The 23,972-nt window shown below is 37.7% G+C and carries 22 protein-coding genes and 1 pseudogene; 19 read left to right on the top strand and 4 right to left on the bottom strand.

Going from position 1 to position 23,972, the window contains the following annotated elements; genetic code table 11:
• Positions 1 to 220 precede the first annotated feature (220 nt).
• The 3 genes from JI665_RS13085 (at position 221) to JI665_RS13095 (ending at position 5,095) form a co-directional block, all read left to right on the top strand.
• Positions 221 to 1,645, top strand: a complete 1,425-nt coding sequence (locus tag JI665_RS13085; protein ID WP_206839932.1) for a sigma-54 interaction domain-containing protein — start codon at positions 221 to 223, stop codon at positions 1,643 to 1,645.
• Positions 1,646 to 1,893: 248 nt separating this feature from the next.
• Positions 1,894 to 3,381 (top strand): sodium:solute symporter family protein, encoded by a 1,488-nt coding sequence (locus JI665_RS13090; RefSeq protein ID WP_206839933.1) that lies wholly within the window; start codon positions 1,894 to 1,896, stop codon positions 3,379 to 3,381.
• 292 nt (positions 3,382 to 3,673) lie between these two features.
• Positions 3,674 to 5,095 (top strand): amidase, encoded by a 1,422-nt coding sequence (locus tag JI665_RS13095; protein WP_206839934.1) that lies wholly within the window; start codon positions 3,674 to 3,676, stop codon positions 5,093 to 5,095.
• 287 nt (positions 5,096 to 5,382) lie between these two features.
• On the opposite strand, the gene JI665_RS13100 is transcribed toward JI665_RS13095, so the two are convergent.
• Positions 5,383 to 5,853, bottom strand: a complete 471-nt coding sequence (locus JI665_RS13100) for a hypothetical protein (RefSeq protein ID WP_244671182.1) — start codon at positions 5,851 to 5,853, stop codon at positions 5,383 to 5,385.
• A 277-nt stretch (positions 5,854 to 6,130) separates the two neighbouring features.
• Positions 6,131 to 7,057 carry a LytR family transcriptional regulator gene (locus JI665_RS13105; RefSeq protein ID WP_206839935.1) on the bottom strand — a complete coding sequence of 309 codons (927 nt, stop codon included), beginning with the start codon at positions 7,055 to 7,057 and terminating at the stop codon, positions 6,131 to 6,133.
• 532 nt (positions 7,058 to 7,589) lie between these two features.
• Between JI665_RS13105 and JI665_RS13110 the strand changes: the two genes are divergently transcribed.
• The 7 genes from JI665_RS13110 to JI665_RS13140 all read left to right on the top strand — a co-directional run bounded on the left by JI665_RS13110 (position 7,590) and on the right by JI665_RS13140 (position 14,490).
• On the top strand, positions 7,590 to 8,318 hold the full coding sequence (locus JI665_RS13110) for a GntR family transcriptional regulator (protein ID WP_206839936.1): 729 nt from the start codon (positions 7,590 to 7,592) through the stop codon (positions 8,316 to 8,318).
• Positions 8,319 to 8,372: 54 nt separating this feature from the next.
• Positions 8,373 to 8,882: a TRAP transporter small permease gene (locus JI665_RS13115; RefSeq protein WP_206839937.1), complete on the top strand. Its 510-nt coding sequence runs from the start codon at positions 8,373 to 8,375 to the stop codon at positions 8,880 to 8,882.
• Positions 8,879 to 10,150, top strand: a complete 1,272-nt coding sequence (locus tag JI665_RS13120) for a TRAP transporter large permease (protein WP_206839938.1) — start codon at positions 8,879 to 8,881, stop codon at positions 10,148 to 10,150. The genes JI665_RS13115 and JI665_RS13120 overlap by 4 nt, the downstream gene beginning before the upstream one ends.
• 31 nt (positions 10,151 to 10,181) lie before the next feature.
• Entirely contained in the window at positions 10,182 to 10,994 is an 813-nt protein-coding gene (locus JI665_RS13125) for a creatininase family protein (RefSeq protein WP_206839939.1), read from the top strand.
• Positions 10,995 to 11,033: 39 nt separating this feature from the next.
• Positions 11,034 to 12,053: a TRAP transporter substrate-binding protein gene (locus JI665_RS13130; protein ID WP_206839941.1), complete on the top strand. Its 1,020-nt coding sequence runs from the start codon at positions 11,034 to 11,036 to the stop codon at positions 12,051 to 12,053.
• 118 nt (positions 12,054 to 12,171) lie between these two features.
• The gene (locus JI665_RS13135) at positions 12,172 to 13,374 is read left to right on the top strand and encodes a M20 family metallopeptidase (RefSeq protein ID WP_312886193.1); all 1,203 of its coding nucleotides are present in this window, start codon (positions 12,172 to 12,174) and stop codon (positions 13,372 to 13,374) included.
• A gap of 468 nt (positions 13,375 to 13,842) precedes the next feature.
• The gene (locus tag JI665_RS13140) at positions 13,843 to 14,490 is read left to right on the top strand and encodes a lysozyme inhibitor LprI family protein (protein WP_206839943.1); all 648 of its coding nucleotides are present in this window, start codon (positions 13,843 to 13,845) and stop codon (positions 14,488 to 14,490) included.
• A 94-nt stretch (positions 14,491 to 14,584) separates the two neighbouring features.
• Here the strand turns inward: JI665_RS13140 and JI665_RS13145 are convergent, their stop codons facing one another.
• Positions 14,585 to 14,854 (bottom strand): hypothetical protein, encoded by a 270-nt coding sequence (locus JI665_RS13145; RefSeq protein ID WP_206839945.1) that lies wholly within the window; start codon positions 14,852 to 14,854, stop codon positions 14,585 to 14,587.
• A gap of 34 nt (positions 14,855 to 14,888) precedes the next feature.
• Positions 14,889 to 15,089 (bottom strand): helix-turn-helix transcriptional regulator, encoded by a 201-nt coding sequence (locus tag JI665_RS13150; protein WP_206839947.1) that lies wholly within the window; start codon positions 15,087 to 15,089, stop codon positions 14,889 to 14,891.
• Between the two features lie 382 nt (positions 15,090 to 15,471).
• Here JI665_RS13150 and JI665_RS13155 point away from each other — a divergent pair, with 382 nt between their 5' ends.
• From JI665_RS13155 to JI665_RS13195, 9 genes and pseudogenes are all read left to right on the top strand, one after another.
• Positions 15,472 to 16,200, top strand: coding sequence for an SH3 domain-containing protein (locus JI665_RS13155; RefSeq protein WP_206839949.1), 729 nt, complete (start codon positions 15,472 to 15,474; stop codon positions 16,198 to 16,200).
• A 157-nt stretch (positions 16,201 to 16,357) separates the two neighbouring features.
• Positions 16,358 to 16,745 (top strand): annotated as a pseudogene (locus JI665_RS13160) (thiol-disulfide oxidoreductase DCC family protein).
• Between the two features lie 111 nt (positions 16,746 to 16,856).
• A complete protein-coding gene (locus JI665_RS13165) occupies positions 16,857 to 17,405 on the top strand; it encodes a hypothetical protein (protein WP_206839950.1) in 549 nt (182 codons plus the stop codon).
• A gap of 292 nt (positions 17,406 to 17,697) precedes the next feature.
• A complete protein-coding gene (locus JI665_RS13170) occupies positions 17,698 to 18,486 on the top strand; it encodes a hypothetical protein (RefSeq protein WP_206839953.1) in 789 nt (262 codons plus the stop codon).
• A 76-nt stretch (positions 18,487 to 18,562) separates the two neighbouring features.
• Positions 18,563 to 18,961: a membrane lipoprotein lipid attachment site-containing protein gene (locus tag JI665_RS13175; protein ID WP_206839955.1), complete on the top strand. Its 399-nt coding sequence runs from the start codon at positions 18,563 to 18,565 to the stop codon at positions 18,959 to 18,961.
• A 150-nt stretch (positions 18,962 to 19,111) separates the two neighbouring features.
• A complete protein-coding gene (locus JI665_RS13180) occupies positions 19,112 to 19,645 on the top strand; it encodes a sigma-70 family RNA polymerase sigma factor (RefSeq protein ID WP_206839956.1) in 534 nt (177 codons plus the stop codon).
• Positions 19,638 to 20,963, top strand: a complete 1,326-nt coding sequence (locus tag JI665_RS13185; protein WP_206839959.1) for a DUF4179 domain-containing protein — start codon at positions 19,638 to 19,640, stop codon at positions 20,961 to 20,963. Before JI665_RS13180 ends, JI665_RS13185 begins: the two co-directional genes overlap by 8 nt.
• A gap of 78 nt (positions 20,964 to 21,041) precedes the next feature.
• On the top strand, positions 21,042 to 21,440 hold the full coding sequence (locus tag JI665_RS13190) for a hypothetical protein (RefSeq protein WP_206839960.1): 399 nt from the start codon (positions 21,042 to 21,044) through the stop codon (positions 21,438 to 21,440).
• 235 nt (positions 21,441 to 21,675) lie between these two features.
• Positions 21,676 to 23,913, top strand: a complete 2,238-nt coding sequence (locus JI665_RS13195; protein WP_206839962.1) for a hypothetical protein — start codon at positions 21,676 to 21,678, stop codon at positions 23,911 to 23,913.
• Positions 23,914 to 23,972 lie beyond the last annotated feature (59 nt).

Raw genomic sequence — 23,972 nt, forward strand, 5'->3', positions numbered from 1 at the left:
CGAGGAAAGTCATCGCATGAAAAACCGAAAAAGCATTTTTTCGGCAAAAGTGTAAAAAGGAAACGAGCAAAAAGTGTAAAATTCGACTTGACGTCTACAGTCCTTTCCTAAACTATCCCTTCCTGTTGCTAGGTTCCATATATAAACAATAAATTGTCTTGCAAAAATAGAGGTGTTAGAATTAATGGAAAATACTGAATTTATTTCGAGGTGATTAAAGTTGGAAGCCTCTAAACCCTTTGATTATGAATCCCAATTGAAAGCTTATCAAGAGATGAGTAAGGATTTACAGGCTATATTTGATTTATCATTTGACGTTATTTATGTTTCAGACGCAAGGGGCGTCACACTAAGGGCAAGTTCAGCATGTAAGGCACTTTGGGGGAAAGAAGTGGAGGAACTTGTAGGGAAAAGCGTGCTGGATCTCGAAAAAGAAGGGCTATTCACCCCATCTATAACTCGGCTTGTTCTTGAAAGAAAGGAAAAGGTATCTGGCATTCAAACAACAAGTACAGGAAAACGATTAATGGTGGTGGGGACGCCAATAAAAGATGAGAACGGAAAAATCGTTCGAGTTGTAAATGCCTCAAGGGATATTACGGAATTACATCGCTTAGAGGAAGAATTAGAAGAAATGAGGCTCCTTTCGGAAGGCTACAAAAAAGAAATCATGCTTCTTAAAGAAGAAAAAGAGAGTTTCAGCAGGGTAGTATTTGCAAGTGAGGAAATGAAAAAAGTGTTAGAAATGGCTAGAAGGGTTGCAAAGGTAGATACAACCGTTTTAATTCTAGGTGAATCAGGGGTTGGAAAGGAAGTAATTGTAAACCAGATTCATCATTCCAGTCCCAGGAGAGAAAAGCCCTTTATTAAGGTTAACTGTGGAGCCATTCCCGAGAATTTATTGGAATCAGAATTATTTGGCTATGAGAGTGGAGCATTCACAGGTGCTAATAAACAAGGAAAAAAAGGATTATTTGAACTTGCTAATGGAGGCACCTTATTTCTGGATGAAATTGCAGAGATGCCCTTAGCTCTTCAGGTTAAGCTGTTAAGGATATTACAGGACCAGGAAATCACAAGGGTAGGGGGCACGCGGCCTGTTAAGGTGGATGTAAGAATTTTAGCAGCTGCCAATCGGGACTTAACCGCGGAAATTGAAAAAGGCCGTTTTCGTGAAGACTTATTTTATCGGTTACATGTAGTGCCCATTACGATACCTCGTTTAAAAGATAGAAGGAAAGATATATTACCTTTATTGCTTCATTTCATCCAATACTATAATCAGAAGTATTTTAAAAAGACAAGCTTAACACCTGGAGTCATCCATATGCTTGAACAGTATCACTGGCCCGGAAATGTCAGGGAGCTGCAGAATATTGTAGAAAGATTAGTCGTGACAACAGACGAAAACGAAATAACAGTCGAACACTTTACACAAATTATTGAACTTGTATCGAATTCAAAAAAAAAGGTTGAAATTCACGATCTTATGCCACTTAGAGATTGTATTGAATCTGCAGAGGAACAATTACTAAAGTTAGCCGCAAAGCGTTTTAAAAGTACTACTAAAATGGCAAAAGCACTGAACGTGAATCAATCTACCATCAGCCGGAAGCTCCAGAAACTTGGAATTAGACGACCTTAAAAACCTGCATATGCAGGTTTTTTGTATGCAAAATAACATATTTTTATGCATATTTGCATAACCAAGAGCTCTCATTTGTTTGAGAATGGCTGATTTTATAGCTTTCTGAATTTGGCACGGAAATTGCTTGGTAGTATGGTACAAACTTATTGTTCTGACTTAGTTTGTAATATGCAGCAGCGGGGAGTGAGAGGTCCAAATAATGAGAATGGAATCATATTTAAAGAACAATTAATAAGGAGGATTTTATGGGGATTAGTACTTGGTTATGGATTGAGTTGTCAATTTTCATGTTGTTGATGGTCATTTTAAGCATTTATGCAGCCAAAAAAACAAAAACAATTGAAGACTTTGCCATTAGCGGGTCTAACTTAGGTCCGTATGTTCTTGGCTTAAGCTTTGCAGCCACATTCTTTAGTGCAGCAACTTTCATGGGATACCCTGGATGGTCATATGCGTGGGGATATAGTAATCTATGGCTCTTCTTAACACTTATTGGAGCAGGACCGATTGGCATTATTGCTGTGGCGAAAGTGGTTAGAAAAGTAAATGATTCGCAGAAGTCGCTGTCCCTTCCGGATTGGCTTGGTGATTATTATAACAGTGATATTCTGCGCGTGGGCACAGGTATTATCATGCTTTTTAACATCTTTTACATTGCAGCCCAATTTTCAGCAGGAGCAAGGATATTTGAAAATATGTTAGGACTTCCTTACTTGACCGGTTTAGTCATCATTGCAGCTATCGTCATCGCGTATGTATTTTACGGAGGATCCTATGCTGATGTATATACAGATGCAGCCCAGGCGGTTGTTATGGCATTAACAGGTGTTATGGTGTTCATATCAGGTATTGTGATCTTTGGAGACGGGAGTGTAACAAAGGCTTTTACTTATATTACCGAAAATCTGTCTAATCAGGATCCTAATTTAGTAAAGATAATTAATCCGGAATCTACTAACTATTATGCGATTTCCACGATTATCGGCATCTTTATTATCCAGTTTGCTTTCAGTTCTCAGCCGCAGCTGTTTAACAAGGTATTGAGTTTAAAGAATTCAAAAGACCTTGGAAAAATGATCGTCACTTATATCGTTGCAGCTTTATTATGCTTAGTTGTATTCTTTGGGGGACTATATGCCAGAGTTGCCTTGCCTGGAATAGAAGTGGCCGATCAAGCACTATTAGAATATGTTGCTTGGGCAATGCCGGCAGCGCTTGCTGCATTTGTAGGTGTTGTCATTGTTGCGGCGGCACTTTCTACGACAGATGGATTATTCGTTGTAATGTCAACTGTTTTCGCAAATGATATCTATCGTAAATTCTTAGTAAAGAACGGCATTCTTAAACATGAAGAAGAGAAAGTAAATAGAGTGGCATTAAGTATTAGCCGCTGGGTCGTGCTGGGGGTAGGGGTTATTGCTACCTTAATTGTTATTAATCCGCCTGTATTTATGGGGAATTTCATGTGGATTGGGATTTCGGGAGTCTCTGCAGGCACTCTTGGGCCTATTTTATATGCCGTTTTTGCTAGAAAGAAAGTTCGTGGAATTGCAGCAGAAATCAGCATGGGTGTGGGGATCGTTTCATACCTTATTATTTTCTTTGGAGGCCTTGAAACGAGTCCAATGGCAGCTGGCGCATGGGCAACTCTAGTTGGAATTGTTACGATGTGGGCAGGAGCCGCTGTTTTTAAGAATCAGAACGTAAATCAAAAACAAAATATCGCGAAATGAGGGAGAAGTTGGATCCCTTAGCCATGGAATAAAATCAATTAATTTTTTATTTTAATAGATTAATAGAATCATACGCCAAGGGGGAAAGAATATGTGGATAAATGAAATGCTTTCAATTTGGTTATATGGAACACTTATCTTTTTGGCAATCAGCGGTTTTAGCCTATGGAAGTGGTATTTCAAAGATTGAAACCAGGGAACCTCCTGGTCAACAGTATAGTATTTATCATAAATTTCACTTAGGCTCGTTAAGTGATTTAATACAAGGATTTTGCAGGGAGTGGGTTATTGTATGGAAACCATAAAAGATTTCGTTGCTTTTGACATAAAGACCTTATCAAAGCTGATAGAAGAGAAGGAAGTATCACCTGTGGAAGTTACTTTACAGCTGCTGGATCGCATCGAAGCGGTGGATCCGGGTATTAATTCGTTTATAACGATCGATCGTGAAGCTGTTCTTGCACAAGCCCAAAAAGCTGAAGAAGAAATAGAGGCCGGCCTGTATAAAGGTCCTCTTCATGGAATTGCGATTGGGTTAAAGGATATTATTTATACTGATAACATGAGAACAACGATGGGATCAGAAATCTATCAGGATTATGTACCTGAGTATAATGCAGCAGTTGTGGAAAAATTGAAAAAAGCGGGAGCCATTATCATCGGAAAGCTGAATACCCATCAGTTTGCCTATGGTCCCACAGGTGACCGCTCACACTTTGGCCCTGTGAATAACCCATATGATAAACAAAAAATAACTGGCGGATCAAGCAGCGGATCTGCAGCAAGTGTATCAGCCTGTTTATGCTTTGGTTCTCTAGGCACAGATACAGGCGGATCTGTTCGAATTCCTTCTTCATTTTGCGGAATTGTTGGAATGAAGCCGACTTATGGAAGAATCAGCAAGCATGGGGTTTTTCCGCTGTCCTGGACACTTGATCATGTGGGGCCATTAACACGAACGGTGACGGATAATGCTCTTCTTCTCAACACCCTTGTCGATTACGATTCAAAGGATCCAAGCCCTGATCAGAGTGAACCGGAAGATTTTACCCGATTCCTTGGAAAAGGAATTGAAGGGATGACAATTGGGCTGCCTTCCACTTTTTACTTTGATGATATGAATGGAGAGGTCAAACAAGTTCTTGATCAAACTATTGAGACATTGCGTGAGCTTGGGGCAAGGATAGTACCCGTCACCATACCAAATCTGGATAAATTCACAGTAGCCCATAAGCACATTTTAAGAAGTGAGGCCTATGCGGTTCATGAGCAGCACTTGGCTGATTATCCGGATCAGTGGGATGATGAAGTAAAAGAACGTCTGCTGACAGCACATGATACTAAGGGCTATGAATATGCCCAGGCACTGCAAATACGCCAACTCGCGAAAGACGAATTTAATAAGGCACTAGAGCAAGTGGATGTCCTATTCACCCCAACCTTGCCAATTTTGCCCCCAAAAATCAATGAACGTCATGTGGATATTGAAAAATACGCAGGACAGCATATTCGCTGGTCCATTATAAAGCTTACAGCTCCTACTAATCTTAATGGATTTCCAAGCTTGTCATTGCCGTGTGGTTTTTCATCTGAAGGTATGCCAATCGGTGGACAATTGATAGGCCGAGAATTTGATGAAGCTGTATTATATCGTTTTGCTTATGCTTTAGAGCAGAAACTTTCTAGTAAAGGGGTCAGACCCCGGTTACGGTGAAGTGGTAAGTGTAGAATAAAAGCCAATAAAATAAAGCCTTGCTGATTCTGCAGCAAGGTTTTTTGTTATACAGGAAGGACCAGATCCCAAAAACGCAAAATGCTGTTAATTATATCAATGGATGAGAGCAGATGGACAAACATGTTTTTCAGGGACGTTATAGGGTATAGTTTTTTTATAGAAGGTGTATAAATGAAAATTCTATAAAATTGGAATTTGCTTTTCTGAAAGAATCAGTAATTCAAATGAAGAAGCAAATATGAAAACGATTACCCATCCTTCTTCGATTATTTATTATAATCCCACATAATTGTCCATTCGTCTTTTTCTTTCCCCACAAAGATATCCTGCTCGATATCAAAGTTTCCATATTTCCCTTCGAATGTTTGGATAACTGTAAGCTTATAAACATCCTTAATGGCTTTGTCCTCTTTGGACATCTTCCAGGACTTTAATTTTTCTGGCTTGCTGAGAGTATATGTAAAGGTATCTACTCCAAAATGATTCATAAAAACGTGGGCACGATCCTGAATATAATGTCCTTTTGTAAATTTCTGTTTCATACTGGAGTGAAAGAGCTCCCATGATGAGGCAAATTCCCCCTCCTGTTCATAGGAGTAGAATTCCTCAGCAATTTCTTTGACATGCTTCTCAGATGATGAGAATAGGAATTTGAAGACAAACAGGAGCATGGCTGCTAAAATCAGTCCTAAGGTGATTTTAAAGATTATTTTCTGCTGGTATTTTACAACTCTCAAGTATAGCCCTCCCTCTGCATATGGGGTATATACTTTTTATCCTATTCGAATTTATATATATAAATGAAAAAAGTTGCTGGGAGAATGTTGAAAAAAAAGAGAACCCTTGCATAGGGGGCTCCTTGTGACGATTACTTAGTAACGTATATTCGTTATAACCATTTTCCTTGCATAACGTTCTTGGCCGAGGATTCTTGAAGCAGAGCTGGAGCCGGAAGTAAATCTAAGATAATTGTAAAAAAGGGATGCAGATTTTGATCTGCATCCCTTTTCTGCTTCAAATAGCAAGGTGTTCCTTCAGCTCAGTTTGCACTCTTAATTTTTCTTCGTCACTTACAAGCAAATACCAGATAGAATTAATCTTTTGGCCGCTGCCTTCTATTGTCATTTGTTCTATATCTTTGCCCGCATTTTTGTAATGTTTCTGTATATCCACCATTTCATTAAAAGTCATGTTGGTTTTAATATTGTTTCCTAGTGCTTCAAAGATGTCGTCGAACTTTGTTAAAGAAGAGAAGCTGGCTCCCTGCCTAATGACTTCCTGGATAATTTGGCGCTGTCTCAGCTGTCGGCCGAAATCTCCGCGGGGATCTTCATATCTCATTCTGGAATAAATTAATGCCTTCTCCCCGTTTAAAGTGATGCTGCCTTTGGGGAATGATACTCCACCGGTAGTGAAGTCTAAATCATTGTTAACTGTAACTCCCCCAACCGCATCAACAATATCCTTAAAACCTTCCATATTGATTTGCATGTAATAATCAATCGGAATATCCAGGAAGTTTTCAACGGTATTCATGGACATTTCAATTCCGCCGAAAGCATAGGCATGGTTGATTTTATCATCAATTCCTTTTCCCGCTATTTCTGTCCTGGTATCACGGGGAATACTCAGCATTTTGACTGAGTTTTTTTCAGGGTTAACTGTCAAGACAATCATCGTGTCTGAACGCCCGCTGTCACCTTCGCGTTCATCCACTCCCAGCATTAAAACGGAGAATGGTTCTTTCTTCTCAAGCGTTATTTGCTCTTCCCGTTTCTCCGACTTTTCCCGGTTAATTGGCTCATGCATCGTTTCCACAGCCGATGTTAAAGATTTATATACGGTATAACCGTAAATGCCTGTTCCGGCAATCAATAGTAAAAATATAATCCCTAGCACGCGAAGCCATAGTCGCTTCTTTTTCTTCCCATTGGCTCTCATTGCCATACCCCCGAATAATTTTAAAAACCTAAATAAAAGAATACCAAATTTTTATTATATTGGATAGCTAATATTCCAGTAAATAGTAGTTTTATAGAAAAAAAGTAGGTCGAAGGGGACAGGTACCTTGTCCCGCCTCGAAAAGTTCTGTGGAGATGAATCTCTGCAGGGCTTTTCTTTATGCATTTTTTTGGATGGAGAATGATAGAGTTTAAGTACAAAACCAATTACAGTAATTCCTGAATGATAAAACCATCAAACTGGTGAATACTTTTCTTGAATAATGAACAGCCTCATATCCCGCTTCTTTTATTCTGATTGGAGCGATGAACCTTTCCTTGAAAGCAAATGGGCAAGTGTATACGAATAACTCCAAATTGATGGGTCGAGATACCTGTTCTCATGTCCCGATCTTATCTCATTTTTCTAATTTATAAAAATATATTGACTATTTAGAATTTTATTTTTACAATAAATTAAAGAACTTTGTTATAACAAAGTTGAATAAAGTAATTACTAATGAGGTGTAGTTTTGAAAAAAGCATTGCATATCGAAGTTTATAAAGACTTATTCAATAAAATAACATCTGGTTATTTTGCCATAGGGGATAAGCTTCCAACAGAAAGTGAAATGCAAAGAATATATGGGGTGAGCAGGGCTCCTATTAGACAAGCTTTAGGGAAATTAGAAGAAAAGGGATTAATTGATAGAAAACCAGGAATCGGTACAGTAGTTATTAAATGTGAAGCATCGGTTCCTTGGCCATCTGTTGGAGGATTTAGTTCCAATTTCAGTAAAAAATGGCGTCAACTGAAAGTTAAAACCATCGATGTCTCAAAAGTAATTTCGGACATAGATGTCACAAACAGTCTCGAATTAGAGCCAGAAAGCCCCACTATTAAAGTTACCAGGATAAGAACGGAAAACGATATACCTATTTTCTTATTAATCAACTACTACATTGATGCAGATGTAGAGAAAATAAAAAATGCAGGAGATATTTTGAATATGAGGCAATTTGCCAGTGAAGTCCTAGGTGTGAATTTTTCTTATGTTACTGAAGAATTAACAGCGGTCCCTGCAGATGAACAAACCAGCTATTTACTCCAGGTTGAAAAGGGTTTCCCCGTCCTGCAAATTAAGAGAGTTTCTTTTGACTCTAATTATCACCCGGTTGAATATGTAAAGTACTTCGTAAATACCATAGATTGGCCATATAACATTACGTATAACCAAGATTCAGGCGATTTTGATTTATGATAAGAGTCTTTATCATTATTCATAAATTAAAAATTAATCTTTGGAGGTGACAAAATGAAAAAAAGAAAAGATCTCGCATTACCACTTCGTTACTTAATTAGTCTTTCGCTTTTAGCCATTGTTGTGATTACCATTCTTCAAGTTATTGCACGATTTATTTTTGACAGTCCGCTTGTATGGAGTGATGAGTTAGCTCGGTTTTTACTTATTTGGATGGTATTTATAGGAGCAGCTATTGTTTCTTATGATGATAAGCATATGGGAATAGAAATGCTTCAAGAAAAAATGTCCCATAAAACCAAATTAATAACATCCTTAATAATGAGGGCAGTCATTCTATTAGCATTAATTATTACAGTTAACTCATCTATCGAATTAGTTCAAGTTTCACACAGTCAAAAATCGGGTGCTTTGGAAATTCCGTTTTCATTCTGGAGGGGTTCTGCTTCAATAGGATGCTTCTTAATGATAGTTTTTATCACAATAAGATCTGTCTACGATATCCAAGATTATCGAAATGGTAACTATCGCAATAGTTCTATTTTAGAGGAGGTGAAAGAATGATTTTTCTAGTAATCTTTTTAATGATTTTCTTAATTATTGTCGGTATGCCTGTAGCTTTTGCCTTATTAATTTCTTCATTGTTTTATCTTATTGCAGAAGGAATTAATCTCAGTATGGTTGCTCAAAGTCTGGTGCGGGGAGTAGATTCATTTACGCTGCTTGCAGTACCGTTCTTTCTTTTAGTTGGTGAGCTAATGAATTCTGGAGGTATTACCAATAAGATCATCTCAATGGCAAGAGTTCTGGTGGGGCATTTTAAAGGTGGATTAGCTCAAGTAAATAATGTTGCAAGTCTTCTCTTTTCAGGGATATCAGGATCTGCAACAGCAGATACTGTAGCATTAGGATCTGTATTAATACCAGCGATGGAAAAGGAAGGGTATGACAAGAAATTTTCCGCAGCTATTACTGCTGCCTCTTCCATTGTAGGGCCAATAATTCCGCCAAGTATCACATTGATTCTTTATGGGATTGTTACAGCACAGCCAATAGGGCCATTATTAATTGCAGGACTAATTCCTGGATTCTTAGTTTCTGTCTCTTTAATGGTATATACGTATTTTATTTCTGTTAAAAGGGATTACCCAAGCTATCCTAAAGCAACATTTCGAGAAGCTCGAAAAACATTTTCATCAGGTATACCCGCACTTTTATTACCAGTAATTATTGTTGCTGGTACGGTCAGTGGGGTTTTTACACCAACAGAATCAGCGGCAATAGCTGTTTTATACGGAATTATTATTACTTTCTTTTATTATAAGAATGTTAATATCCGTTCATTTGGATCTATTCTGAAAAAGACAAGCTATGAATCTGCCAAAATTCTATTTATCATTGCAGCTGCAACAATTTTTGCATGGGTTGTTACTAAGTCCAGGATTTCTGATATCTTAGGAGATTTTCTTTTTGGATTTTCTACTAATCCAACAGTCATAATGACCATAGTCGTTGTGTTTCTTTTCTTTATTGGATTATTTATGCTGCCATCTGAAGCGATTATTGTGTTTGCTCCAATTTTAACACCAATTGTAATGACGGTTGGCATTGACCCTATTCATTTCGGAGTTCTCATGGTATTAACATTAACAATTGGAGGTGCAACTCCACCAGTTGGAATGATGTTGTATATTGTTGCAGATATTGCAAAGCTTTCTTTTGCGAAATTAGTAAGAGAGATGCTGCCAATGTATATTCCATTAATTATTACTGTTCTACTAACAGCATATATACCTTACATTAGTTTGGTATTTGTAAGGATGTTCTTTTAAATATAGTAAATTCAAAAGGAGAATGACTATTTTGAGAAAAAATGCAATGCATCATATGACATGGAAAGAAATAGAAGAAGCTTTTAAGAAGGATCCAGTGGTAATCGTTCCCTTGGGATCAATGGAAGAACACGGCCCGCATTCAATTACTGGAGATTTCTTAGCTTCAACGGAAATTGCAAAAAAAGTAGCTAAAGAAACAGGTGCACTTTATACACCAACTATTCCATTTGGTAATTCAGAATATTTTAGAGGGTATCCAGGGACGATTTCTTTATCTCAACAAACCGTAATCAGTGTTCTGGAAGACATTTGTACTAGTTTAACAGAGCACGGAATTACAAAAATTATATTCTTCAACGGACATGCTGGAAATGGTCCGGCTGTCGATCAGGTTGCAAGAAAAGTAAGACGCGAAAAAAAGGTAATGGTTGTGTCTATGGATTTATGGCAAATGCTTAGCATTGAACAAAAAAATGAAATCTATAAAGAAGTAAAGGATCCATCTGGTCATGGTGGTGAGCCGCTATCATCGGTAATGTCTCATCTATTCCCTGAAGATATGAGAATGGATTTACTGCCAGACACCTGGGAAGTCAAGAATAAATGGGAAGATTTCGAAATTGATAATTTAGCAAAAACAAAACTCAATAACTCTAAAGCTAATTTATTTTTAAACATGGAGGAAATCTCAAAAGAAGGAATCTTAGGTAATCCTTTAAACGCCTCTTCAGAAAGAGGTGAAAAAATCATTTCATGTATAGTTGAATATGGAATTTCATTGGTTAAAAAGACTGAAAAATCAGAAATGTTGTTAAAAGAAAAAGCTTCGGTTGTTAAATAACAATATTATTCTTAATAGAATTGTTAGGAGGATGAAAAAATGAGAAAAAATTTACTGTCATTATTTTTGGGAGGAGCAGTTAGCATAGCAATGTTATCTGCATGCTCAGGTGGAGAAGAAAGCAGTGGAACATCCAATCCTGACTCCGGGAAGACATATGAAATTTCTTATAGTACATGGGCAAATCCAGGAGAACCAGCTTATCTAGGTATGGAAAAGTTCAAAGAGATCGTTGAAGAAAAAACCGACGGTAAAATAACAGTCGAGCTCTTTCCGGGAAATCAACTTGGATCTACAGAAGAGCAAATGGAGCAAGTAAAGTTAGGAACAATACAAATGATGTCAAGCGGTAACCCAGGTTTGGATGAGATAGAATACTTATCTCTTCCTTATCTAATGAAGTCTAATGCTCATTGGATGAATGTATTAGAATCTGATATTGGACAAGAATGGAATGAAAAATTAGTTAGTGAGATGGGCATTAGAAATATTGGCATTTTACCTCGGGGCCCTAGGGTAATTTCTGCTAATAAAGAAATACAAACTCCTGATGATATGAAAGGTTTGAAATTGAGATCTCCAGAAAGAGATTATTATGTCCAAACATTTGAAGCTTTACAAGCAAACCCAACACCAATGGATTTTGGGGAGGTATACAGCGGCTTGCAAACAGGTGTAGTTGATGGGCAGGAAAATCCCTTAGAAACCTTCTATGCTTCAGGTTTTCAAGAAGTTCAAGAGTATGTAATTCTTTCAAATCATATGTATAAACCGGCATTTGTAACAATTAATGATCAATTCTTCCAGGATCTTTCTGAAGAATATCAAAAAGTTTTAGTTGATGCTGCAGAAGAATCTGAAGCTTATACTGATGAAAAGTTGGAAGAGAGTGAACAAACGATGAGAGATGAAATTGAAAAGGCTGGAGTTACTTTTGTTGAACCGGATGTGGATTTGTTTATTGAATCAACTCAAAAAGTTAGAGATACATTAGGGGTTAAAACTTGGGGAGAAGAGGTATACCAGCAAATCGTTGAAATGGGACAAGCTGATCTATAATTTAGCAGGAAAGATTAAGGCTACATCGCTCAGTAGTAGTCTTAATCTCTTTTTTTATCAACTATTGAATAGTTGCATTTATCTAATTGATAATAATTTCAACGTAAGGAGAAAACACGTGAATTCTAATAACTTAACAATAGAAAAAGAGATAAATAAATTAACTGCAGAAATAGAAGAAAAAATAATAGAAATTCGAAGACACTTACACGAAAACCCCGAATTAAGTTTCCAAGAGTTTCGTACCACTGACTACATTTATAGTACTCTGTTGGACACAAATATTGAATTAAAGAAGTGTTCGGGTGGTACTGGAGTTATTGGGATATTAAAAGGAAACGGAGAGGGTCCAACGCTGGGAATCCGTGCTGACATTGATGCTTTACCGATCGTAGAAGAAACTGGTCTTGAATACGCATCTAGCAAACCTGGAGTTATGCATGCTTGCGGTCACGACATCCATACATCTGTTTTATTAGGTGCAGCGATTGTACTGGATAAATTAAGAGACTCCATTAATGGAACGATTAAGTTCATTTTTCAACCAGCAGAGGAAACGATGCAAGGTGCAAAATACATGATGGAAGAAGGAGTATTATCAGAACCAAATCTAGATAATATCATATGTTTGCACACTTGGCCTTTCACAGATGCAGGTAAAATCGCGATTCGTCATGGAGCGATTATGGCTTCCACCAATCGTTTTGAAATTGAAGTGTTTGGAACAGGTGGGCATGCCGCACATCCACACAAAAGTGTTGATCCGATTCCGGTAGCTGCACAAATCATAAGCAGCCTTCAGCAGATTGTATCCAGAACTCTTCCTCCGCTTGAATCAGCTGTTGTGACCATTGGGCAAATACATGGCGGCACTGCAGACAATATTATCGCCAATAAAGTAATGATATCTGGTACGGTTCGCACCTTAAAGACGGAAGTTAGCGATAAAATTAAACAATCAATGAAAGAGATCTCAGAAAATGTTGCAAAAGCATTTAATGGAAGTGCAGTATTGAAGTACTTTCCAGGTTCGCCTCCTGTTGTAAATGACAAAAAAATGGTTGACTTGTTAGCCGAAGCAGTTTCAGAAAGTCTTGGTAAAGAAAGCTTAGAATATTTACCTGAACCTTCATTAGGGGGGGAGGACTTTTCCTTCTATCTCCAGCATGTCAACGGCATTCTGTTTAGATTGGGAACTCGCAATGAAACAGAAGCATCACAAAAAGGCCTTCATAATCCAGGAATCATCTTTGATGAAAAAGCTATTTCAACAGGGATCATTTCAATGAGCTCTTTTGCGGTAAAATATTTAAATCAGTAAAAGGACCAAGGGGACAGGTTCATCGTCCCAGTTGATGTGGGTAGTTCTATAAAGAATGTAATGTTGGGAGATTCTGGCGGGGTTCTATTAGGAGACAGGATGATGTGCTTGATTGGGTAAGGATAGGTTTATTGATTTAGTAATGAGGAGAGGCCATTAGGATTAATGGGCTCTCCTTCTGTATATTCATAAGATACTAAAAATAGTTCAGACTGATTTATGCCATTCACAATAACCTTGGTTTTTCTGATTAACGGCCCGAGGGGATATAGAATAACAGCATATTGCCGAAGAGGGTAAGGAAATAGGGCTTCCTTGGGACGAGGTACCTGGCACCATGGACCTCAAATAGATAGGCCCTGACAATGTGTAATATAGTATGATACCTTGAATAAGGAATATAGAAGTAAATATTTGTATAAAATGGTGGCCTATATTGTGTAGGTACTACAATCAGGAAAGGAAGTCATGTCAGTGAAAAAATTGTCTGCAGCATTAGCACTTTTTATGTTTTTGGCCGGATGTAATAATGAGAATAGCACAGATAAGTCAGTTTCTGAAAACAATACTGAAACGGGTGACATAACATCAGAAAATAAATCGGAAAGTTCAACAAATAATCAAGAAGGTCAAAATATTGATGAGAATGAAAACAGCAGTACTTCAGAAACGGATAGCCAAAAACAAGAAGATACCCAAAATGAGTCAAGTAGTAATACAGAGGATAAAGAAGCAGGTACAGAAACAGAGAAGAATATGGGAAAAAAGGATAAATACATAGAAAAACTTAATGAAATTGAAAAAGCAGCAGCTGAAATACGCAATACCGATGATGACTCGACATTAGGGATGACAAAATCAGAAGAAGAAATATTAAAAAAGTGGGATCAAGCTTTAAATGAAATCTATCAAGTACTGGAAAAGCAGCTTTCTAAAAGTGAAATGGAAAAACTAAGAGCAGAACAAAGAAAGTGGATCGCATATAGAGATGAAACAGCAAAAGAAGCAGCAAAGAAATATGAAGGAGGAACATTGGAGTCATTGGAATATATAGCCTCCCAAGCAGGGACAACAAAAGATAGATGCTATGAATTAGTTGAAGGTTATATGAATTGAATTTAGAATTTTTTAATGAATAACTATCTAAACTGCACAACATAGACATTATCAGGAAAAGACTGGGCTTTTATTTAGCATAAAATAGCTAGATTTATAACCTCAAGTAATACTCCAAACTAATATTTTTCCGATAAACCAATCTAACTGCCTCAAATGTAACTATATAATAAGCTTCCCCGGTCCTTTGGCCGGGCAGCTTTATAGCAAAGCCTTTTGTTGCAAGATCCTCCCACAGATCAGATGGCTCAAAAGCATAATGAAATTTTTTATGGGGCCTTTTATGATTATTAATTAAGCCCAATGCTTCCCTTATCTCAGAGTATTGGATGGCTGAGATATCTGAAATCTTCATTTCCATCATTACAACACCTTATAGACGATTGCTGTTCCCATATTTAAATATCATCATCCCTTAGTTCTTCAAAAGAAAAATCATAAAGTGCAGCTAACTGTTCCATTCTTACTGTACTAGGAAAATATCGCTCCCAAGCAGATATCATATATACACTAACTCCTATTATTTTTGCTGCTTCTTTTTGGGTTAAGTTACGGGCCAGTCGTTTCATTCTTAATTTATCACCGATAGCTGGATACATTAGGATACATCTACTGATGAGTTTTATGGGTATATTTTACTAATAACAAGCGATGCGTGTAGTTCTATTCTCACTTCTTCAGGAGAGATCTCACAAGAATAGATGGTGTATATCAGTTTATTGCTTTCAATTTTATAACTTTAGGAATAATTCATGTAGTCATTGAAGACGGAGGGAGAATTAGCATACTTTTTTTTACTCAGAAGTCAAACATCTGATACCCAGTAATCAATAAATTTGACAATTACAATAGCGAAATACAAAGGTTAACCATCTCCCTGACTTGGTGTGAATTTGGTGAATACACCTAAAAATTTGTGTAATATTCTTCTCTATACTCGTGTATATCATATTGTATTGATGATAATTGAGGAGGCAAAGGATGAAAAAATTTCTGTTTTTCTGCACTTGTTTTATATTATCATTTCTCATCACCTATACTTCACTGAAGGTACATGCAGAAGAAGACATCATTAAAAAGAACCTAATCACTATTACAGAAAACGTTGAAGTTAAAAGAGGAGCAACAATGAATTACCCAACTGTTTTTACTTTAAAGAAAGGTACCCGGGTTTATGTAAGAGATACTTTCGCTGGAAGTGACGGAAGCAAGTGGGTTTCGATAGTTACACATGGTTATAAGTCAGGCTGGGCACTATTGGAAAAATTTGAAGTGCCTTCACCTGAGGCGGGAAGAAAAGCCTTTATTACAGACCAGGTTGATATCAGGAGAGGGGCACATTGGGGTTATGAACCAGTTGCATCTCTGCAAAAAGGTATGGTTGTCACTCAGGCAGATACATTCATGACTTTTTCAGGTCAGCTATGGCATAAAGTAGATACGGGCAGAAAACAAGGATGGTTAGAAAGCCAATATTTCCAGAATTATATAGATTATTATGGAAAAGGATCCATTAGTGTGAAAAATGGCTTAATTAGAAAAGGCGCATCAATGGATTATAGTGTTAGAGCTACCTTATCTCAGGGTACAGAAGTAAATACGTTTGTAAAATTCCTCAATAGCCGGGGTGAAATTTGGTATCATGTTCAAACACTGCAGGGGATGAATGGATGGATTAAATCAAGTGAAATTTCGGTTAGACCATATTAAATGAAATGACTTGTTCAATAGCAATAACAGTTTAAGATATATTTGAAAAACTATGGTGCTGCACCATTTTTTATTAAGTTATAGAGATAGGGCAGTGAAAACTGTCCTTTTTTTTGATAAAATAAGAATGTGTAAACTTTCACAAGGTGGCGATAGGATGAACGTCATTTTATTTGATGGAGAATGTAATTTCTGTGATCGAAGTGTTCAATTTATTATTAAAAGAGATAAAAAGGTTTTATATCACTTCGCATCTTTACAAAGCGAGGCAGGACAAGAGATATTAGCTAAGCATCATATTCCTGACAGTATTGACAGTTTCTTTCTTGTGGAAGGTCTTAAAAAGTTATGATAAGTCCTCGGCTGCTTTAAGAGTTTGTAAGAATTTAGAAGGTGGCTGGAAGCTGCTATATTGTTTATTAATAGTACCAAAACCATTTCGGGATTCTTTTTATGATATTATTGCAAAAAATAGGTATAAATGGTTCGGGAAAAATGAAAGCGGTATACTGCCATCTCCTGAGATAAGAAAAAGATTTTTTTAAGTATAAACAGCTATGGTCAAAATCTATAGGTTAGGACAGCTGTCATATAGGCAGCTGTTATATTCACTGCCGGAATCTTTATTTGATGAAATTTAGATTGGAGGTTACATATTGAAGGTTGAATATAAATTAACCGGTGCCGGCTGGGCTGAATGCGAAATAACACTTAATGGTAAGGCGTATAAATTTTCTGCAGGTTACCTTACGAATGCTTTTGGCGACATACTCCAGGCATTATTAGATATTAACCCTTTATATTCTGATGAGATTTATAAGGAGGAGGGGGCAAGCTTTTCCTGGGATGCTGAACCAATCGAAACAGATTGGCATGTTAAATACCTGGGTGATGATAAAATGCAAATAGCCATTTCAGAGTATGAAGATAGTCAACATCCTTTGGCAGAATTAAATCTTGAATGTTCCTACGACGCTTTTCTGCAACAATGGATAAAAACTGCAGAAAATATCCTATTAGAATATGGAATTGTGGGATATAAGAGGTTGTGGATGGAACATGAATTTCCTTTAAGTATTTACCTGCAATTAAAATACTATCTGCAACACAAAACCGAGTTTCCTGTTATTAAAGAAACTACTGATGATATAGAAATATTAAAAAGTAATATTGAAATGGAATTAAATTATCTAAAAAAGAATTAATGATATCACTATAAGATATTCAACCTCCGCAGCTGCCATTTTGGCGGCTTTTTTGATTTATTTAATAATAAATAATTTATTTATAATGGAAGTCAATGGATATATTTCAATACATTTTCTTGGTAGAGTAAGGCACAAATTAAAATAGATTTTCAGTTAAATTCATTCTTTAAGGAAAATACCAGAAAAAGAATTATTAGTTCTATACTACCATTTTATTGGAAATGAATATAGGTATATTCCAATTTTTGTTATACTTAGCATAGTTTTTAATTTGAAAGGAGAAAGTATCTTGCTTAAAAAAATTCTCTCTATATTTCTAGTATCCCTGTTAGCATTCAGCTCATTCAATGTAGTAAAAAGCGAAGCAGCATCAGCACCTATTGGAGTGAAATGGGGGAATTCCATTCTAATTCCTGGCCAGATTGGAAAGGTGACCATTCTCCAGGATACAAACTTATACCAGCTAAATTCCAATGGAGAGCTTACAGTATCCCGTAAGCTATTAAAAGGGAATGAGTACCGGGTATATTCTTATCTCAGCAGTCACGGCGGTCTTTATGGTGTAGGAGGAGGAATGTATGTTAAAAAGTCTCCTGCACAGGTGAAATATGAAACTCCTTCAACCACAAAGAAACGCCAAATTCAAAGAATCCTGTTTTTTGACCAGCAATTATTAACCCTTGCTGAGCAGGGAATTCTTAAGGGGCAGCCTATTGCTGCGGACGGCATACATGATATTAAGGAAGTCTATGAGCATTTTAAGAAGATCGGAAACACAGTCCCTAAGCTGGAGAGCACCCATTCTGGAAGCCTTGCTCATACCTTTAAGATGTATACGTATTATACCTATTACCCTCATGACAATAATGTACAGGTGATCGACTGGAACGACGATAATTTTGTTCCAATTACTCCTTATGTTATTCGAGAACTTCTTGGGAAGCCGGAATCGGAAGGAAAGAGTGAAATAAATGGAAAGTGGATTATGAGATACAAAGCAGGAACTTATAATTTATATGTTGGCTTTAGAGGCGATAATGGTTCACAGCTTGATTACCTTCGATTAAAGAAGTATTAACCCAAATTGAAGGCCATGAGCCAATTAAGTAATGTGTAACATGATTATATTTAATGTTGAAAAGAGAGGTACAACCTTGAAACGTTTGATGATTTTCTTATTCCTGCTTTTAGCACTTTCCGGCTGCACTCAAAAAAGCGAAGAAGGAATTCGAACTGAAATATACACAGCAGGAACAACCTATTTAAAATCCATGCAGAAAAGCGTGGAAGAGCTGGACAAATCTCCATCAAAAGGTGTTGTATCAAATTCAGATCACTTTAAGGAAGTATGTACAAAAAAATTTGATTACAGTAAGCTCTCAAAAAAAGAAACAAAGTTTATTGATAGTATTGGAGATTTAAGAATAGCTTACGAACACGTGGTAGACAGCCGCAATTCTAAATATAAAGACAGTTTCAATGAAGAAGCAGCATTAGGCGAATTTAATAGTTTGTCACAAAAATTTGTAAATAATTATAAAGTAGATAAATAGAGTAATTTTAATGCGTGTTAAAGTAAAGGTCCAGCAGAGCTGCCGCTTTCGGCAGCTTTTTCTTATTTGTAAAATTGTTGTAATAATTTATGAGAGGTTTGAACCCCCTCAATTACTTGGAACGTCTAAAAACTAGAAAGGGGGATACAATTGAACCATCTGCAGGAAATTACAGGGGATCCTGATATAGTAATGACTTATATTATGAAGCAGTATGGCACAGAGCTTTCTGTTTTAGCTTATTCCTATATTAGAGATTTAGAAGCCTCGAAAGACATCGTACAAAACGTATTTATCAAGTGCTATACACATCTGGATACATTTGAAGGGCGCTCATCTATTAAAACCTGGCTTTATAGAATTACCATTAATCAATGTAAGGATTATTTGAGATCTCACTATTTAAAGAGGATATTTTTATTCGGCCAAATAAAAGAAGAGGTAACAAAGCAATCCCCTGAGACTATTACTTTACAGAAGTTAGATGAGGAACAGGTTATTAATCATATGATGACTCTAAGCAAAAAGTATCGGGAGGTTTTGGTCCTCAGGTTCATTCATTCTCTCGAAGTCAGGGAAATAGCAGAAGTATTAAATATACCGGCAGAAACAGTAAAGACCAGGATTCGCAGAGGGAAAAACCTGCTAAAGCCTATATTAAAGGAGGAATTTCTGTATGAATAGAAAAAAATCCTTAAAACAGGCCTTTATTAATAAGTATGGGGAGGACCTGCATTTTTCTGATGAGGATATGCAGCTGGTATTGAACAAAGTTCATAGTAAAAAAGTTGAACAGCCTAAAAGGAAATTTAATATGGGCCCTGTTTTAATGTTGATCCTTGCACCATTGATTATGATGATTCTTATTTTAAGTTCGGATCACTTGTTGACCGATTCAAAGGATGCTTCAAAGGAATCAGAGCCTGCAGCGGAATCGGATAGGGATTTATTTGGAGATGCAGGGATTCAAACTATCATAAAGAATGACCTTTTTACTGAAATTAATCAAACCGTGGAGAAGAACGGAGTGGCTTTTACCATCCATGAAGTTATGTATGATGGAACCCGTCTGGCCCTTGTATATTCCATGGATAAAGAAGAAAGCAATCAGGAAGGAAGTACACACCCCGAGTTTCCTTTCTTTAAGTTGTCGATAGATGGAGAGCCTTTTATTGATTACTCCGAAAGCACGTCCTATGCTGGTGAAAAAAATAAGCTTCTTCAGGAGTTCCACACATATACAGATATGCCAGATCAGTTTCAATTGAGCATAGATATTTTGCGCCTGGGAGAAATAGAAGGTCCCTGGAGCTTTCAATTTCCTATAGAAAAAATCAAAGAGAAATATCATGCTTCACCAGGTAAATCAACTGCAAATGGTGATACAAGTTTGACTCTTAATGAACTGTCCTTTTCCGCAAGTGCCACAAATTTAAGCATTGATATGAGCGAACCAATTGAAGAGCAAAGAAAAAGAGCAGGCACTTACATTTTTGAAGTTAGGGATAATAAGGGGAATTCAATAGCTCATATGACTTCCGGTGCTACAGGTGGAGGAGACAGAGACGGGAAATTTGTTGAGAATTTCAATGAGTATTTTGAACCCGTTGATAAGCTGCCAAAATCCATTACGATTACTCCTTACCTGGAAAAAAGGGAAGAAATGAATTATGTTACAATGCCCCTTAATCAGGAATTGCCTATTTATCTGGAACAAGATCAGTTTGGCGGAATTATGATTAAGGAAGTGGAGCAAAAGCAGGGGGAAATATGGATTTATTATGAAGGTGAGGGCGTGTCAGAGAGCTTTCGAAGTTGGGTGGTTCTAGAGGAGAAAGGATCGAAAGCTCCAATAGAACGTATTAATAACTACGAAAAGACCGCAGAAGGGTATATTGCCAAGTTTAAAACCTCAATTCCTTTAGAAAGTTTAATAGTCAGTACAGCAAAGAGGAATATCACAAAGCTGGAGGGATTGGAGTTAAATGTAGATATCAAATAATTATTATGAAAAGATGATTAGGTATTCTAATACTCTATAACAATAAAATGATAGTGTTAATTTGGGAGGCGATTCAAAATGAAATTTAAATTACTTTTAGCAGCTCTATTGTCAGTGGTTACGCTTACCCTTTCAACTGGGAATGCTGAAGCTGCACCCACAAAGGTCTGGTGGGATGGAACAGAATTGAAAAAGGGACAAATAGGTCGAGTGACAATGCTGAAAACAGGTTTCTCTATCTTTAAATTAGAAGATGGGAATATGGTTCCAGCCCGTTATGTGAAAAAGGGTGAAGTATTCCGCGTTTATGGCATCTACCGTGATGACTACACAACGAATTATGCTTTGGGAGCCAACCTGTTTGCTTATAGAAGCAGTCACCGGCTGGATGGCAGCAACGAATATTTTCAAAAGAATTTATTCTATGAGACACCTTCTAAAGCTAAGCTGGAATTAGTGAGGCAATTAAATAACTAGATTAATAGCCAGCTGCTTAGCTGGCTATTTTAGTGCAGCAGAGTATCTTTTTTTATGATATTGACAGGCTTATAGGTGTAAACAACTTTTTAGTTGTAAGTTTTTATAACACTCAAGCCGGTGGCATTACCCATATTATTCTGCATTCTCCTGATCCATAAATCCTATTTTTGTGTTAATTATTTACATTATTATTATATAATTCAATTATACTGATAAAGGAGGAGTTTTGTTTATGAAGAAAGTACTATTCTCTGTTTTTGCTGTAATCCTATTTCTTGCTGCATCCCATCAACCGGCAAGTGCAGGGGGAGAATGCAATGCCTACAGAGAAGCCACAAAGATATGGTGGGATGGCGTGGAACTGAAAAAGGGCCAAATCGGAAGGCTGAATATCGAGAAGGATACACCCTTATTCAAGTTGGATGGCAATAAGAGAATCACTTCAAGAACTCTGAAAAAAGGGGAGTTCTACCGGATATATGCCTTTAAGCCAGGATTGCTGAGCGTCGGAGGCGGCTACTATGTGGACCGTGATGCGCGGGTCACCTATAAAACGCCAAGCAAGGCTAAATTAAATGGAGCAGAATGCATACATAACCGTTTTGAAAACCTGGGTTCGCAAATACATAATACAATTGCCATTACTGGTGCAGCCGGCTATGCGCCGGATGGGACAGCTCTCATGTATGTGCTGCTGCAGGGGGAGCCGGCCAAGTTTGTGGCGATCGATATCGTTAAAAATAAAGTTTGGGATGAAAAGACGTTAAATGGTGCTACCAGTGCATGGGCTGTCTCTGTAGACAGTGAGGGGAACGTCTGGATCGGCGGAACACCAAATGGACACTTATACCAATATATCCCTAAGACAAAATCCCTGACAGATAAGGGAAAGGCAACCGCAAACGGGACATCCATTCATGACCTCGAAGCAACAGGTGCAGGTACTGTTTTTGGCAGCACCTCCCCAAATGGAAGCGTGTTTAAATATGAAGCCGGCAACGGATTCACAGATCTGGGACAGGTTTTATCCGGAAAAACATTAGCGAGAAGCCTGGCGTATAACGAAGATACGAATACACTATTTGCGGGAGTCGGCGCAAAAGCCCAGCTGGTGGCATGGAATCTAACCACAAATAAAAAGCAGAGCATCCTTCCGGATAAGTTCCAGGGTGAAACATCTGTTTACGATTTAGATGAAGAAAATGGCCTGCTTTTTGCCAAACTGGAGCCGAGCAAAAAGATCCTGGTGTTTGACAGCCGCACCTATGCTTTTAAGGAGGAACTTCCTGCGAGCTCCCGAGGAGTTTCACAGGTTAGTGCGGATAAGAACTCTGTCTACTATTCACATGGCTATGTTCTTCGCAAGTATAACCTGAGCAGCGGTGAAACAAGCAGACTACCGGGAACACTCAAAGGAACCGAAGCTGTTTCGATTGATTTGATCGATTTGAAGCATAAAGATTACCCGGGCGACTCAGTGGTTGGCCTTTTAGGTAATTCAGGCACTTATTTATTGTACAATCCAGCTAAGAATGAACTGCAGGTGAATAAACTGAAACTGCCAAATCAGTCCATTCCGATCTACAATATAGAGCGGGGACCCCGGGGACAGATAATCTCAAATGGTTTTGTCTCAGGGCAGGTAAGTGCATACAATCCGCAGACGAAGGCAACAAAAGAACTTTTAAAAGTAGGCCAGGCTGAATCGATGGCAACCTTAAATGACAAGCTTTATCTGGGGGTTTACCCGGGAGCTGATCTATATGAATACGATCCATCACAGGCAGTTTCCGGCGGAAAGCTGCTTCCGCTCTTTAGTATAGGCAACGGGCAGGATCGCATTGTGGCTATGGCGGCTGATGAAACAACTAAGAGCCTGTTCATGGGAACACATCCGAAAAACGGCGAAATAGGCGGAGCTTTAGGTGTATACAATCCGGCTTCCAAAAGCAAAACAATCCGGAGGAATATAGTTCCTGAGCAAAGTGTTGTATCCCTGGCGTCAAGCGGCGGCTATATTTACGGAGGAACTACTATTTTCAGCAATGGCAAAAATGAATCACAGAAAACAGCTGTTTTCTTCCGTTTAAACAGCAAGAATCCAAAGGGAAAAATCGAACAAATACCGCTTCCTTTAACAAAGCCAAGAATGATTCATAGCCTGGCTGCTGCTCCTGATGGCACGATTTGGGGATTATCGGACGGAAACTTGTTTGCTTACGACCCAAAGACGAAAAAAACAAAAACAATGAACATCACCCCAGCCACGAGCGGCAGATTCAAAAATGGAACACTTGTGATTGGCAAAGATGGCATGGTATATGGGACTGTCGAGGAGAAACTGTTTTTGGTGAATCCGAAGACAATGAAAAAGATCATCTATCCGGGTGTTGCAGCTTCCGACATTACAATGGATAACATCGGGAATGTTTATTTTAAAAATGGGGCGGATTTGTGGATGTTTAGGTGATTGCATTTTAAAGCTGAATTTCAGTGTGCGGTCATTCACGAACGGAGTATCATAATAAA

This window comes from Bacillus sp. NTK034 (assembly GCF_017303275.1).
GTDB lineage: Bacteria > Bacillota > Bacilli > Bacillales > Cytobacillaceae > Cytobacillus.